Annotated in this window: 9 protein-coding genes; 6 read left to right on the top strand and 3 right to left on the bottom strand. The window is 40.3% G+C overall.

What is annotated here, in order from left to right; translation table 11 throughout:
- Window positions 1–17: 17 nt before the first annotated feature.
- From ACT29H_RS12400 to ACT29H_RS12390, 3 genes are all read right to left on the bottom strand, one after another.
- Window positions 18–2,924 carry a triple tyrosine motif-containing protein gene (locus ACT29H_RS12400; protein WP_444821952.1) on the bottom strand — a complete coding sequence of 969 codons (2,907 nt, stop codon included), beginning with the start codon at window positions 2,922–2,924 and terminating at the stop codon, window positions 18–20.
- A gap of 206 nt (window positions 2,925–3,130) precedes the next feature.
- Window positions 3,131–5,107 (bottom strand): OmpA family protein, encoded by a 1,977-nt coding sequence (locus tag ACT29H_RS12395; protein ID WP_444821951.1) that lies wholly within the window; start codon window positions 5,105–5,107, stop codon window positions 3,131–3,133.
- A gap of 7 nt (window positions 5,108–5,114) precedes the next feature.
- Complete coding sequence (locus ACT29H_RS12390) at window positions 5,115–5,867, bottom strand: lysophospholipid acyltransferase family protein (protein ID WP_444821950.1); 753 nt, start codon at window positions 5,865–5,867, stop codon at window positions 5,115–5,117.
- Between the two features lie 247 nt (window positions 5,868–6,114).
- Here ACT29H_RS12390 and rplS point away from each other — a divergent pair, with 247 nt between their 5' ends.
- From rplS to ACT29H_RS12360, 6 genes are all read left to right on the top strand, one after another.
- Window positions 6,115–6,462, top strand: a complete 348-nt coding sequence (gene rplS / locus ACT29H_RS12385; RefSeq protein WP_444821949.1) for a 50S ribosomal protein L19 — start codon at window positions 6,115–6,117, stop codon at window positions 6,460–6,462.
- 663 nt (window positions 6,463–7,125) lie between these two features.
- Window positions 7,126–10,317 (top strand): SusC/RagA family TonB-linked outer membrane protein, encoded by a 3,192-nt coding sequence (locus ACT29H_RS12380; RefSeq protein WP_444821948.1) that lies wholly within the window; start codon window positions 7,126–7,128, stop codon window positions 10,315–10,317.
- 77 nt (window positions 10,318–10,394) lie between these two features.
- A complete protein-coding gene (locus ACT29H_RS12375) occupies window positions 10,395–12,185 on the top strand; it encodes a RagB/SusD family nutrient uptake outer membrane protein (RefSeq protein ID WP_444821947.1) in 1,791 nt (596 codons plus the stop codon).
- Between the two features lie 202 nt (window positions 12,186–12,387).
- On the top strand, window positions 12,388–13,953 hold the full coding sequence (locus ACT29H_RS12370) for a fibronectin type III domain-containing protein (RefSeq protein ID WP_444821946.1): 1,566 nt from the start codon (window positions 12,388–12,390) through the stop codon (window positions 13,951–13,953).
- A gap of 335 nt (window positions 13,954–14,288) precedes the next feature.
- Complete coding sequence (locus ACT29H_RS12365; RefSeq protein WP_444821945.1) at window positions 14,289–15,365, top strand: glycoside hydrolase family 88/105 protein; 1,077 nt, start codon at window positions 14,289–14,291, stop codon at window positions 15,363–15,365.
- The gene (locus tag ACT29H_RS12360) at window positions 15,366–16,715 is read left to right on the top strand and encodes a pectate lyase family protein (RefSeq protein WP_444821944.1); all 1,350 of its coding nucleotides are present in this window, start codon (window positions 15,366–15,368) and stop codon (window positions 16,713–16,715) included.
- Window positions 16,716–16,783 lie beyond the last annotated feature (68 nt).

The following is a 16,783-nucleotide window of genomic DNA, read 5'->3' as shown; positions in this document are numbered from 1 at the left end:
AAGATGTCGGGGAGAAATTAGATTTTCATGATGTATTCGACCAGATTGTGGCCTTGTGTAAGACCGATTTTTTTCCTCAGCTTATAGCGATTGTTTTCTACCGCTCTGGCGGTGATGTTCATTAGAGAAGCGATCTCTTTGGAAGTCATATTCATTCGTAAATAGGCGGCCAGTTTGAGTTCTCTGGCGGTCAGGTTTGGGTGTTGGTCAATCAGGCGTTTCAGGAAATCTTCATGAACCAGTTCCAAATGGGTTTCAAACTGTTTCCAATGAGCTTCGTTGTCAATATCCCGGTCAATTTGCCGGATAACCGAGGCGACTTTTTTATCTATTAGGTTTTTGTCGTTAGTCTTTTTTATTTTTTGAAGCTCATCTTTGATTTTTATCAGGAAGTCATTTTTTCGAATGATATGCATAGTAGAGCTGACCAACTCTTTTTCTTTGTGTTTCATATCATCCCTCAGTTTTTCATTTCGGAGTCGGATCATCTCCTTTTCTTTTTCCAGAGTTTGCCGTTTAAGTTGTTCTTCCCGTTCGCGATACTTCATTTTTTGCTGCATAATTTCACGCTGCCGGCTTTTTTCAACAATTCTATTGGTGATCCCTATTATCAGGAGTACGAGTAGGGCTGCCAGGACAAAATAGATTGTTTTTGCCCAGGTGGTTCGATACCATGGTGGTAGAACGATAAACTTAAAAGAGGCGGGCATAGTTTGTACGCCATGAACATTTCGGGCTTTCACTTTGAAGGTATAATCGCCCTCATGAAGTCGGGTGTATTGACGGTTTTTGATTTCAGACCAGGGCGACCAGTCGGTGTCAAAGCCCTCCAAAAGTGTGGAATATTCCGGTTCTCCACCTCCGAACCATGTGGCCGAAAAGGTTATGTCGAAAGCATTATTTTTGAATTTAAACCTCGGTACAAATTTCTGAGATCCCGTATCGCTGTGGGAGTAAAAGATTAGATCGGGATTTTTTTGACTCCTGAAACCGCGGATATGTGCTTGAAATGGTTGATTATAATTTACTTCATTGGTGGCCGAGTATTGTCCAAAACCGTCTTCTATCCCAAAGAATGCCGTTTCTTTATTCAAAACAAAAACCGATTCAAATCCATTGACCAACTTGTTTTTAAATGGGATTAGCGGATTGTCAATTTTTTTGTAAGATCCGTCTTCTTGGAGGCGCAAAACACCAACTCCGTTGTCGGCAAAGAACCAAATGTTGTTGAATGGGTCTTGTTTTAACTGAACAGGGAATGGCCCATCTTTGGGAAAGAAGGATTCCAAAGGATGCTTGGTAAATGAAGAGGAATCGGACAAAGAGTAAATACCGTTTGGTGAGGTAAAGACAATTTTGTTGTCGATCCTCGATAATGAAAACCCCTGAATGTCTTCAATGCCACCGAAATGACTGGGGGTCTCCACCTTTGTTACCTGAGAGTAGTCTTGGCTTAAAGTTAACCTGAAGAGTCCTTTCAACCCATGGGCAATCCATAAGGTGCTATCCGACTCCCATTCTATGAATCGGCTAGATTCGTAAAAACCTTCTACGGCTTTGAAATATTTCCATCGCCCGTTTTTGTCTTTTTTCAATAGGTTGAGTCCGGTGTAGGTCCCTATCATTAGCAAATCGTGGGTGTTAGGCACAAATTTAAAAATCCATGCCCCATTAAGGTCTGGTGGAGAGATCAGGTCAGCGCGATCCTCTTCGATTCGGAAAATACCCAGATTGTGCCCCATTAATAATTCATCGGTTGTTTTATCTTTAAAAAGAGTCCATACCTGACCATTTGAGTTTTTAACCAGGTGAAAATCTGTTCTATCCTTGGTTGGACTTCTGAATTTTTCGCCTGAAATGGTGTAAAGTGCCTGATTGGTGCCCAGGTAAAAGGTTTCACCTTTCTTGGTCATGCAATAGCCGGTTCCGATGTCGTAATATCCCTGGATGAAACTGATGGCCGAATTATAATTGATTCGTGCGATGCCATTGTCGAGAGCGACCCAAATATTTTTTTGCTGATCGACAAACAGATCAAGAGCAGTGTTGTTGTTCAAGCCTTTGTCTTTGCTTGCAATCATCTTTATGTTTCCGGAGGTATCCACGATGACAACCCCCGATTGAATGGTGCCAAAAGCCAGGTCGTCTCCCGCTTTGGTACCACAAAAAATGTTGGTCTCTTTGAGGAAGTGGCTTGCGGGAACTGTCCATCGGCTTATTCCGTCGGTATTCCATAGATATAAACCATCATCCATGGTTCCAATGACCATTTCGTCGGCGGAAATTGGTATGATGGCTCCGATTGTTTTTCCGATGAATCTATTCCCTCCAGGTATCCTAAAAAGACTGCCATTTCGTAGTTCCATCAATCCTTCACTATCATCGTGTGCCAGTACCATTCCATTAACAAGAAAGGCTTCCGAAATTCGGGAGATGGAAGGAATAATATCAATTGACTTCCCGGGGGAATAAAGACAAAGTCCATTATGAGACTGAAATATAATTTGATTTTCTTTTTTTAGTATGTTCCAGAAATCTCCCATGTCGGGAACATTGTATCGGTCGGTTAGAGAGTTGTATTGGAAATTTCCTGTTGAATCCCTTTTATAGACTCCAAACTCGTCGGCCGCACCGATATAAATCTGGTTTTTGTCTGCAAAAACTGATCGGGGAAGATTATTCATTAGGTTGGGGTGGGAAGGAAGTAAACGCCAGTGTGTGCCATCAAATTCCAGAATGCCATTATTGTTGGCAAAATACAGCAAACCGTTGTCGGCCTGTGAAATGTTCCAGTTTTGAGTGGCGCCACCATACTCCCTACGGTTGAAATATTGAATATCAGAGATTCCATATTCAACCGGATTGGGGAACGTAACCATCCAATTGATAAAATATATAATGAAAAAAAGCAGATTTTTTTTCATCAGTATAAAATTAGGTTAGTTCATTGGCCTGATAGAACGCGCATGACTCCTGGTTTATACCTAATTCTTTTGTGATAATCTCACATTGTCATGCCTGTATCATCAGTATAAATGTTATCTATGTTATTACCCGAATGTTTCTCAAATGACAATAGTTGAATACACTCTATTTTTTGATAATTCTACATTGCCAAAATATTCAAATTTTAAAGAATGCGCATTTCCGTCCTGCGGTTGTTTGCTCTTCCTTCTTCCGTTTCGTTGGTGTCGACAGGTTTGCTATATCCATAACCTTGGTACTCAAGTCTGGTTTTGTCAATACCTTGATTGACGAGGTACTGGTAAACTGATTTGGCTCGGTTGATGGAGAGTTGAAGGTTGTATTTTTCGGTTCCCACATTGTCTGTATGTCCTTCGATTCTAATTTTTACCATGGGATTCTTTTTGAGAAACGATACAACTTCCTGAAGTTCTATGGTTGATTGAGATTTCAAATTGTATGAATCTGTTTCGAAAAAGACATTTTCCAGCCTTACCAGGGCACCTTGTTTTATGGGTTGAAGAGCGATATCCAAATGATAAGGTTGGTCAAGTGGATGGTCACCTTTGAGATCGAAATTACCGGAAAAGAAGAGATAACCCGGGTGGTCTGCTTTAAAGGCATACTCCCCGCCCGTAGGAAGACATACCAGGAATTGCCCCGAAGAACTGTTCCCTTCTGAGGTTACCACAACTTCTTCTGTTTCCAGATTGATAAGGTTAAATTGAGCCGGAAGTACTTCTTCTGTTTCTGCATCGAACACTTTGCCTTTAACATAAAGAACCGGGGTCGGCTGAAAGTCCCGGGGAAGATTAAAGCTGTAAATGTCCTTCCCCCTTGTGGAAGCCTTTTTTCCGTCGGTAGAGAAATATGCCTTTGATCCTTTTGCGGTGACAATCAGGCCTATCTCATCTTTGGTGGAATTGATGGGGGAACCCATATTGATCGGTTCAGACCATTGTCCTGCGGCTATTTTCCTGCTTACAAACAGGTCCATTCCGCCCAAACCGCGATGTCCGTTGGAGGAAAAGTAAAGCGTTTGGCCATCGTGGTGAAGGAAGGGTGAGTTTTCATCTTTGGGGGTGTTTACCGGTTTTCCCAGATTTTCAAGGTTGCCAAACCATGGTGTTCCATCACTTTTAAAACCTAATAAAGTGGCTTTCCAGATGTCTTTGCCGCCCAGCCCACCGGGGCGGTTACTGATGAAAAACAGGGTACGCCCGTCGGCCGAAAAATGTGGCTGGCTTTCCCAGTAGGGCGAATTTACCGGGGCACCAATATTTACCGGTTCACTCCAACCCTTTTCAGTCTTTTGTGAGAAGTATATGTCGCAACTTCCTTTTGAGTCGGGTCGGCCACAACCGGTGAAAAACATTTTGTTGCCATCGGCCGATAAGGTCTGGGCCCCTTCATTACTGTTGGTGTTAATTTTTCCGGGCAACAGACTGCGTGGCCTCCATTGTCCGGAACTGTCCACATGAGAAATATAAAAGTCTTCTTGGTAAAACATGGAAGATTTTGGTAGGGCGTCTTTTTTTTCTTTATAGAGATTCATGTCTCTCGGATAGAGAACGGTGAGGACCATGGTTTGCTCATCTGCAGTAAGGCTTGGCCAATATTCGTCGAAATCACTATTGAGGTTAGTTCCTTCGTTTTTGAGAGTGATGTCGTAAGGATTGTTCATGATTTGCTTTACGAACAATATTTGTTTGATCATACTGTCGGCCCTTTTGATGGCATTTTTGTCTGAATTAACCTTTTTGTAGCGTTTCAAATAGCCAATAGCCATATCGTAGTCATGAGCAAAAAAGGCAGCATTGGCAATATTCAAATAGGTGGGCAGGAAGAATAAAGAATCGGTTTGAAGTACTTTTTGCAAAATGCTAATTTCTTTTTTCCATTCCTTTTTCGTGTGATACAGATCTCCCAACAACAGCATTGGTTCCAGGAATTGGGGCTCCTTGTTCATGGCTTTTACCAGTAACTCTTCAGCCTTGGTATAATTGCCTGACGCATATTCGTTGCGCCCTTGTTCATAAATTTTTATGATTCGTTTGTTTCCGATGCTATATTTGTTTTGAGCAATAGTGCCAAGAGCGATGAGGCACATCATGACAAGGCAGATTCCGGCTTTTTTTTTCATAAATAAATTATCTGGTAAATTGTAGATGGTTACCTTCTTTGATGGCTTTTCTGGTTAAATCCATTAATTCTTCAGGCTTGTTGATAAAACCTGAAGTTTCAATAGGGGGATGGATAACCAGAGCTGTTTTTCCGGGCATAATATTCAAAAAGCCACGTCTTTTAATACGCCAAGAATTAACAATGGTTACCGGTAATATGGGAAGCCTCAGGTCCAGCGCCAGCTTAAAAGCCCCTCGTTTGAACGGTTTCATTTTTTCTGATTCGCTACGAGTGCCTTCTGGAAAGATGACAACCGAAGTTCCTCCTGTTAGTTTGTTTCTGGCTTCTTCCAGAGATTGCATGGCATGTCGGGGCGAGGTGCGATCGATGAAGATATGTCCTACCTTTTCACTGGCAAACCCGATGAAAGGAATTTTACGTAACTCCTTTTTCATGATCCATTTAAAATAAATACCGAGATAGCCATATAGCATGAAAATGTCGAATCCGGTTTGATGATTGGCCACAATTACATAGGATTGTCCGGGGGAAACATTTTTTCGTCCGTGGACATTAACTTTGACCGGTGTGATCCAGCAAGTTATTTTTGCCCATGCTTTTCCCCAAAAGTCTCCGGCATTGGGCGATACCATTATGGAAAAAAGGGCGGCCAGGATAGCACAGACAACTGAGCTGACTAAAAAAAGAGGCATAAATATCAACCACTTATATAATTGGTAAAACCAATACCACCAGGAAACTGCTGAATTTTCAGACATGTGAAAAAGAGTTTGGTATTATAAAATTTTCGTATTTTACGTGTGGCTAACAGACATACAAAAATAGTATAATTCACCTCATAGGCGAATTTTGCGTTGTTGAAAACAAAATTGAAGAAAAAGAAGGCGGAAAGCTTTAATATATAAAACAAATGCATTACTTTTGCAGCCGTTTCGTGTAATCTCTTTCTGAACTCAGGTGTCAGTTATATTGCACGGTTAAGTTAAATCTTCAAAAGCACAGAAAATGGATTTGATGAAAGTTGCTGAAGAGGCCTTTAAGACCGGGGTTGAGATCCCCGAATTCGGCGCAGGAGACACAATCTCGGTTCACTACAAAATTAAAGAGGGAAACAAAGAAAGAATTCAGATTTTCCGTGGAACAGTGATCCAGATTAAAGGCAACGGGAATAATAAACGGTTTACCGTTCGTAAAATATCCAACAACGTGGGTATTGAGCGTATCTTCCCAATGAATTCTCCTTTTATTGAAAAGGTTGAAGTTAACCGTAGAGGTAAGGTTCGTCGTAAGAGAATTTACTATTTACGTGAACTTACCGGTAAAAAAGCTCGGATTAAAGAGAAAAGAGTTTAGTTTCTTTATTAAAAGAAGATTAAAAGCTAAAAACGCTATCCATCATTGGTATTGGATAGCGTTTTTTTATGTGGTATGGTGAATGAGTGGGCTTGTTCGTAAATGCTCCTTGTTCGGATGGGAGGTAAGAAAGCCATTACGTGCAATGATATATGCTAGTTTTAGAAGTGATTGATTGAATAGAGCCGAAACTCATTTTCTGTAATTAATAAAATCTATTGGTTGGGATCTTTGCAGGTAAATCTCATTTAGCTAAAGTCTAAAAATTCTGCGTTTAATGTTATCATGATAATTCTACCAAGATGTCTTGTTACCTAACTTCTCTGTAAAATTTATTACCCCATTTTTCCGTAAAATCCAATCATAGGTTGGTCGTTGGGTCTTGGAGGATCTGATTGATTTTTCATTGGAGAGTTTATTTTCAAAAACCATTGTTTCCTTTCAGCTAATTGTTTATTTGAGTTAAATTGCTTTTAGTTGGTTGTTGTTGGAAAAGAATGTTTTAGTGTTTTGTCTACCCTTCTAACTAACAATTTACAACACCTTTTCGGATAGTTATTCAGATATACATGGCCAATTGTAGCATTACATTAGCAAATGTGAAAAATGTATAATTGTCAGTCATCTTGATATCTGTTAATCATTTTTTAATCAGTATTTGTTATGATGAAAACTTATCTATTCAAAGGTTTGTTAATTTGGCTGCTACTCATCGTATTTCCATCGGTGGGAAGTGCGCAACAGCAAGTTGTGCAGGGAACGGTTACCGATAATTCCGGAGAACCATTGCCTGGTGTCAACATTCTAATTAAAGGAACCAACTCCGGAACAGTTTCTGATATGGATGGATCCTATTCTCTGACCGTTAATGATGCACAAAGTGATGTTTTGATTTTCCGTTTTATTGGTTTTGCCGATCAAGAAATACCGATAGGTGGACAGAGTATTATTAATGTGGAGTTGGAAGAAACATCTATTGGATTGGAAGAAGTTGTGGCGATTGGTTATGGAACAGTCAGGAAACGTGATCTGACAGGATCTGTCGCTTCCGTGTCTGGAGAAAACCTACAGGACATTCCCGTTTCTTCCACAGCTGAAGCTATTACCGGAAAGCTGGCAGGGGTCCAAATCACCACGACCGAAGGATCTCCTGATGCTGAAATTACCATTCGTGTAAGGGGGGGAGGATCAATTACAGGAGACAATACGCCTCTGCTTATAGTCGATGGATTCCCCGTAGAAAGCATATCCGATATAGCGCCCAGCGACATAGAGTCAATAGATGTTTTGAAGGATGCTTCTTCTACTGCCATTTATGGATCCAGAGGTGCAAATGGAGTGGTTATTATAACAACTAAAAGAGGGGATAAGGGAAAGGTAAAAGTTAATTATAATGCCTATACTGCATGGAAGAAAATTGCCAATACACTGGATGTTTTATCTCCTTATGATTATGCAAAATTTCAGTATGAAAGATCTCTTTTAGCCAATGAACCAGAGAAGTATACCAATTTTTTTGGAAACTATCAGGACTTGGACCTTTATCGGGAAGTAGTAGGCAACGATTGGCAGGAACAAGTGTTTGGACGTATTGGTTTTACATTTAATCACAACCTGAGCATTAACGGAGGTAGTGATAAAACTAATTATGCGTTCAGTTACAGTCATATGGATGATGAGGCTATTATGAAAATGTCAGGGTATAAACGAGATAACCTGATGTTAAAAATGAGCAATAAACCTCACGATAAAGTTACGCTGGATTTTTCTTTTCGTTATTCTGATATCGATATTGAAGGTGGTGGAGCTAATGAACAAAATGAAATATCGTCTGCCGATTCACGTCTGAAATATGCAATGATATACCCACCGTTTCCTGTTACAGGGTTGACCGATTCAGGAGAAACGGATCAGGAATTTAATTTGTACCATCCCGTTACTGCTATTAAAGATAATGATCGATTTCAAAGACGGAAACGTTATAATATAAATGCCTCAGCTAGATGGGAGGTCTTCGATAATTTGACTTTTAAATCAGAAGTGGGGTTGGATGATTATCGGTTTAATGATGAACGGTTTTACGGTTTAACTACCTATTATGTGAAAGATCGTCCTTCTTCTGATTATAAGGGATTACCAGCGATAATATTTACCAAAAGAGATAGAACTTCTTTCCGTAATACCAATACCGTTAATTATGATTTTGATGATCTACTGAGTGACAGGCATAGTTTAAATTTATTGATGGGGCAAGAATACATTGTTACAAAACAGGAGTCGCATACCACAACTGTTCACGGGCTGCCTGAGTCATTCACTTTAGAGGAGGCTTCTGCACTGTCTGCACAAGGTGCCGCTCATTCCATCGAAAACTATATTAATCCTGATGATATTCTTCTCTCCTTTTTTGGACGAGCCAATTACAGTTTCGATGATAAATATCTTTTTAGTGCAACCTTTAGAGCTGATGGCTCTTCAAAATTTGCTGAAGGAAATCGTTGGGGATATTTCCCGTCAGCCGCTGTGGCCTGGCGTATGACATCAGAACCTTTCATGGAGTCAGTAGCTTACTGGCTCGACGATTTGAAACTCCGTTTTAGTTACGGAACAGCAGGTAATAATAATATCCCTTCAGGACAGATGGTTCAGACATTTGAGGTCAAAACCACTAATTATGTTAATGGTTTTGACAGTTATTGGGCTGCCCCTAAAACCATGGCCAATCCTGACCTTAAATGGGAAACTACTATCACTCGAAATTTGGGACTTGATTTTATCTTGTTTAATGGTCGGTTAAATGGATCCCTCGAAGGATATATTAACAATACTGAGGATCTGCTGATTCAGTTTCCAACACCGGGGACCGGATATGATAATCAATACCGAAATATGGGAGAAACCCAAAATAAAGGAATCGAAGTCTCTTTAAATTGGGTGGCTGTAAATAATCCCAACTTTGGATTGAGCTTTAGTGGAAACATCGGTTTTAATAAAAATGAGATTATTTCTTTGGGGCAGATGGATACATTTACTCAGGCATCTGGTTGGGCATCTACCGAAATCGGGGCAGATTACATTGTGGCCGAAGGGGGATCTGTTGGAAAGATGTTGGGGTATAGAAATGACGGTAGATATGAAGTGGATGATTTTCAGGGGTACGTAGATGGTGCCTGGATTCTTAAAGAAGGAGTGGTGGACAGTTCTCCTGTTGTAGGCACATTGCGACCAGGATCATTGAAATTATATGATGAAACTGGCGATGATTTAGTGGATGTGGATGACCGAGTGGAAATTGGTGATGCCAATCCTTTGCATACAGGCGGTTTAACAATTAATGCCAGGGCATACGGGTTTGACCTATCTGCAGCCTTTAACTGGAGCTACGGAAATGATGTTTATAATGCCAATAAAATTGAATATTCATCGACGAGTAAATACCATTCGCGCAATATGTTGACAATTATGCAGGATGGAAAGAGATGGACCAACCTTAGAGAAGATGGAACTATTAGCAACGATCCGGAAGAGCTGGCTGCCCTGAATGCAAATACCACCTTGTGGTCGCCTTATATGCAGAGATATGTTTTTTCAGATTGGGCAGTCGAAGATGGTTCTTTCCTGAGACTCAATACTCTTACTTTGGGATATTCTCTTCCTGACAATTTTGTGTCAAGATTCGGAATCCAAAATCTAAGGGTTTATGCCAGTGGTTATAATGTTTTTGTTTGGACCAACTATTCCGGTTTCGATCCGGAGGTTTCTACTCGTCGAAAAACGCCTTTAACACCAGGTGTTGATTATTCAGCCTATCCGAAAAGCAGATCCTTTGTGCTTGGTTTGAATTTGACATTCTAATCCTGTTTTTGTGGAGATTTTTATGATTGTCTTTATGTGAGTTATGTTCGATCAATAACTTAGAAAAATAATTAGCGATGAAAAATATTTTATATAAAATCATATGGATGGTAATTCTGGCAGGAATAGCGACCTCATGTGAGGAGGCTCTGGAAGTTGAATCAGAATCTTCTCTTGATGAATCTGTGATATTTTCTAATCCCAGTCTCGCAGAAGGAGCCGTGGCAGGTATTATCCATTCTTTTGGCGAAACCAATTCTTACAGGGGGCGTTTTATTCTTTATTATGGAATGAATACGGATACTGAAGTGACCCATTCATTGAAAGATGTGGATGGAGATAAAGCCAGGTTATCAAACTATAATACCAATGTGAACAATGGTAATATGAATACTGAAAATAATGCCTGGGCAAAGTTTTATGAAGGTATTGAACGTGCTAATATCGCTATCCGGGGATTGCGAACCTATGGAGATATTGAGGATAATGAACATATGGCTCAATTGCTTGGAGAAGTATTGACCCTTCGGGCGGTTATTTATAATGATCTTCTTCGTGCATGGGGTGATGTCCCTGCAAGGTTTGAACCTGTTAATGCAGAAACAGTGTATTTGCCCAGAGCTGACAGAGATGTTATTTATAAACAGTTGCTAGCTGATTTGGAAGAAGCTGCCGAATTGGTTGCATGGCCTAATGAAACGGAAATAACTTCTTCTACAGAGCGCATTAATAAGGCTTTTGTGAAAGGTTTAAGGGCCCGCTTGGCTTTGGCAGCTGGTGGTTTTGGACAAAGACCTGATGGAATTCGCCGAAGCAATGATCCGGATCTGGCTCCAGATAAAATGTACGAAATTGCCAAAAAAGAATGCTTGGATGTTATAAATAGTGGTACTGCACAGCTGGAAACCTTTGAAGGGGTTTTTAGATCTTTGCATCGGGAAGACTATGTTGCTGGGAAAGAAATTTTATGGGAAATTCCATTCGATGCCGGCCGAGGACGGGTTATCTTTGATTTGGGTGTAAGACATACTACTACCGATAAATATACCGGTCAAAATAGAGGTGGAAGCAATGGTCCAAATCCTTCTATATTCTACGATTTTGACGTGGATGATGTACGCCGGGATATTTCTTGTGTTCCTTATGAGTGGACCAATGGTGTGCAAGTACCAACCAATTTGAATAAGTTTTATTTTGGAAAATATAGATATGAATGGTTATTTGAGGAGTCAGGAAGAAGAGTAGAGGCCCCCAACGATGATGGCTTGAACTTTCTTTATATGAGATATTCTGATGTGTTGTTAATGGCAGCCGATGCCATCAACGAGCTCGATGGTCCAGAGGCAGCTGCTCCCTATCTGAGGACTGTGCGCGAAAGGGCATTTCCTAATAATCCCGAAAAGGTGGAGACTTATATGTCTGAAGTAACTGTCAGCAAAGAAGCTTTCTTTAATGCTATTGTGGATGAAAGGGCATTAGAATTTGTGGGAGAAAAACTTCGGAAAGCCGATCTGATACGATGGAATCTTTTGGGTCAAAAATTGCAAGAATCCGCCGAAAAGCTGGAACAGCTGGAAAATCGCCAGGGCAAATATGCCAATCTGCCACAAAACATTTATTTCCAAACCGCTGAGGATGGCGAAACAGTGCAAATTTATGGATTAAATTTTGGAGATACCGATGAAGAAGGGGCTGCTTTAGGTTATGCTGAAAGTAAAACATGGACCATGGAATCGGAAGGTGATCTGGTTACTTATTGGGATGCCCTTTACAGAGGTAATCCGGATGCACAGCAATACTGGCCTATCTGGCAGGTATTTGTCGATACAAGTAACGGAATGTTAAACAACGATGGTTACGGATACTAACCTCTTCTGCAGTGGTAGGTATGTATGAATTTAAAATATTATGATCCAGTTATGGAACAACCATCACAAGAAAGTTGGTTAAAAAGGGAAATGTGTCAAACTTTGTTGTATGAATATTTTCATATCAGTGAGTTATATGAAGATAGTCCTGATGGAAATAATGGTTGCAAACTGAACGATTATGAATTAAAAAATTAGACTTATGAACACAATATTTAAATATTTAATAATATTGTTGGGTACAGTCGGAATGATTGGTTTTTATGGATGTTCCGACGACATTGATCCAGAAATTACGGATCTCGAATTGAGCCGTCTGTTTTCTCCAACCAATCTGGAAGTGAGGGTTATTAATCAGACTTCTGTGAGATTGACTTGGGATGCTGTGAATTATGCCGAAAGCTATGAGGTAGAGTTTTATGAAAATGGAAATGAAGATTTTGCCGGTACGCCTGTTAAAACCAAATCAGGCTTAACCATGAAAGATTTACCTTACCTAGAACCAGGATTCAGAGGAGATACGGAATATTCGGTGAGGGTGAAGGCGGTTGCTGAGAATATTGCTGATTCTAAATGGGTGAGTACTGCTTTTGAAACAGGGACCGAACAAATTTTCTATGATGTAGATCCTGATGATTTGACCCATAATTCCGTTATTTTACGATGGCCTCCAGGGGAAGTGGCCACAACCATTACAATTGCCCCGGGGAATTTGGTTCATAATATTACCGATGAGGAAATTGCTGAGGGGGCTGCTCTTATCGAAGGCTTGTCCAGTGAAACCGATTATGTTGCAGTCATGAAGAGGGATAACGATACGAGAGGTACCATTAGTTTTAGAACCCTCATCGATCTGGGTGGTGCCATTCAGGTATTCCCAGAGGATGATCTGGTAGCAATTATTGATAATGCTGAACCAGATGACGCTTTTGCGTTGATGCCTGGCGAATATGTCATAGATGGTAATATTGGAGTGAGCAAAACAGTATCCTTAAAAGGGGTTTATCCCAACCAGAAACCAGTTATTAAAGGTGCAATTATTCGAATGAGTGGCGGTGCAGGCCTCGAACTGAGAAATTTGATTTTGGATGGTTCTACATCAGACGGAAATCAAACTATTATTTACGATGAAGAATTATCTACACCCTACGGTAAGGTCGTTATCGATGGCTGTGAAATATCCAATTATACCAAAGGTGTGTTCTATGCCAGTAAGGCTGTATTGATTGAGTCTGTTTCTATTACAAATACTATTTATTCAGACATAGAATGTAATGGGGGAGACTTCATTGATTTCAGAGGTGGTATGACCAAAAAACTTGATTTTATTAATAATACTGTCTACAACAGTGCTGCCGACCGTGATTTAATTCGTATGGATGACGATGGCTCAGATAATTTCCCTGGAAATAGCTGTGTGGTTACCTTTGAAAATAATACGTTGTATAACGTAATAAATAAAGAAGGGACAACACGACGGATTATGTATGTTCGGCATGCCGATCATTCGATTTTTGTAAGAAACAATTTGTTTAGTAATGTTTTGGCAAACTATTCCCGTCAATCCCAAACCAATATTGTTGAATTCGACAGAAATAATTATCATAATTCACCTAATTTGTATGACAACAGTTTCCCGCATTTTGATGGTAGTACAACCTACCTGACTGTGGATCCTGAATTTGCTGATCCTGCCAATGCAGATTTCACTGTTTCCCAAGAAGATATTATCTTTTATCAAATTGGTGATAGGAGATGGATCCCATGATGGGTTAACTGATTTTTTTAGAGGGTGTCTAAAAAGGCAAATTTTTACTCTTTAGGATTTTGTGTTGATTTGGTGAGTCTTTGAAATTTAGGTGGTTGCATAGAGTCCATGAAATGCACAAGAGTTTATTTGAGTTTTTAGACACCCTCGTTATTTTTTTTCGAATAGGTTAATTATGCAATTTTTAGATTAGTTTTACTGGGAATGTTTAATGTTTTTTTTGAATAATCATTATGAAACAGCTGTTTTTTCTTTTTGTAATTATTTGTTTAGGGAGTGGAATAGGATGTCAGAGTCCTAAAGCCAAAAAAAATAACCTAAAATGGTCGGTCAAGATGGCCAATTCCGTTATGACCAGGTATCCTTCTTTGGTAAGTTACCTAAATCCTGAAAAAATAAAATGGCAGTACGATATTGCCATGTTAGGACAGGCCATTGATAAATTAGGTCATGTCGATTCGGTTTATTCTCAATACATGGAAGATTATGTGAATTATTTTGTGACTGAATCAGGAACTGTTCGGCATTATAGACCGGAAGAATTTAATATTGATCGTATCAATCCGGCCAAAAATCTTATTACCGTCTACAAGCGCACCGGGCATGACAAATACCGAAAAGCCATTGAACTTCATGTGGAGCAGATGCGCCAACATCCAAAAACCAACAGTGGTGGATATTGGCATAAGAAGATTTATCCTTGGCAAATATGGCTGGATGGAGTTTATATGTCGACACCTTTTCTGGCACAGTATGCTCGGGAATTTAATGCCCCGGAATGGTTTGAAGAGGTGACTCATGAGATCCTTTTAACTTACAAGGTCACTCACGACAAACAAACCGGTCTATTGTACCATGCCTGGGATGAAAGTAAGCAACAACGATGGGCAAACCCGGAAACCGGTTGTTCACCGAATTTTTGGAGTCGGGCTATGGGATGGTATATGATGGCTATTGTGGATGTGCTAGAATATTTGCCCGAAACTCATCCGCAAAGAGATTCTATGATATCTGTCTTTCAGTCAACTGCGAATGCTCTTCTTAAAGTGCGAGATGAAGAAACCGGCCTTTGGTTTCAGGTGTTGAATTTAGGCCATCGTGAAGGAAACTATATTGAAGGATCGGGAAGTGCCATGTTTGCTTATGCATTTGCCAAAGGAGCTAATAAAGGATATCTGGACCAAGCCTATCTGAATGTGGCGAATGAAGTTTTTGACGGTATACTGGAAAATTTGATTTCCGTGGATGAAAATGGGTTGGTTACTATGCATCACATTTGTGGCCCCTGTGGATTAGGTGGAAACCCTTATAGAGATGGATCGTTTGAATATTACACTACCGAGAAGCAGGTAGATAACGACCCCAAAGGGGTAGCGCCTTTTATTCTTGCGGCCATTGAATTAAATCGATAGATGATGAAACATTCTTATTTGCTTGTTTTTATTCTCTGGTTAGGAATTTTTATTTGTGCATGTTCGGCTAGGGGGAGCCATAAAGAGGTTGATTCTGTTCCTGCCTTCCCCGGGGCCTTGGGTGCTGGGAAATTTACCACAGGAGGAAGAGGAGGCGAAATTATTTTGGTGACTAACTTGAATGACTCCGGTCCTGGAAGCCTTAGGCATGCCGTTCGCAAACACGGACCAAGGATAATTGTGTTTAAAGTATCGGGATATATCGATTTAAAATCACCTTTAGACGTAAATAATGGAGACATTACCATTGCTGGTCAAACGGCACCTGGTGGGGGAATCTGTCTGCGCGGGTATCCTCTGAAGATTAAAGGAGACAATGTTATTGTTCGTTATTTGAGAGTGCGGCCTGGAGATATTGCAGGTGAAGAAATGGATGCCTTTACATGTACTAATAATCGAAATGTAATCATTGATCATTGTAGTTTCAGCTGGGGAAGTGATGAGGTTTGCTCGGTGTATGATAACGAAAATGTGACTGTGCAATGGTGTATCATAAGCGAAAGCATGAACCATTCGGTTCATCATAAAGGAGACCATGGTTACGGTGGTATATGGGGTGGTAAAACAGCTTCCTTTATTGGGAACCTACTGGCTCATAATACCAGTCGTAATCCACGTTTTCAGGGTAGCAGGTACCATAAAGAACCTGAACTGGAACGTGCCGAATTGGTAAACAATGTGGTTTATAACTGGCAGTTCAAGTGCATGTATGGGGGAGAGGCTGGGCATTACAGTATCATTAATAATTATTTTAAACCCGGTCCGGCAACAACAAAAAGTGCAGGAAGAAATTTTTTTGAACCTTATAAACCCTATGGGAAGTACTGGATTTCTGGAAATATTCTTTTTAACAATGAAGGAATCACTGCGAAGAATTCATTAGGCGTAAAGGTAAAAGATGTGGAGGTTGCATCTTTCTTGGTGGAAAGCCCTTTTGAGATTTCAGCTTATGAGCCATTAAATGCTTTGGATGCCTATGATGAAGTTTTGAATCACGCAGGCGCTTCACTAAAAAGGGATTCTGTGGACGAGAGGATTATTCATGAGGTGAGAACTGGGACTGCAACCTATGGACATGGAGGTATCATTGATTCTCAAACTGACGTGGGTGGTTGGCCTGTTATAATGGAAACAGTAGCTGCCAGTGACCAGGACGCCGATGGACTGCCCGATGACTGGGAAGATGCCAATGGCCTAGATAAAAGCGATCCTTCCGATGCTTCAAGTTTTACGCTTTCCGAAATTTATACTAATATTGAACTTTGGATGAATGGGCTGCTCCAAGATTAAGCAAGGGAGAGTCCAATGTTTTAAATAGTCAGTTGAGGTTATTTTGAGTGACGGAAATGTTATCGAGA

It is taken from the genome of Thermophagus sp. OGC60D27 (genome assembly GCF_052400625.1).
Classification (GTDB): domain Bacteria; phylum Bacteroidota; class Bacteroidia; order Bacteroidales; family Marinilabiliaceae; genus Thermophagus.
This window is presented reverse-complemented; position numbering and strand designations above follow the sequence as displayed.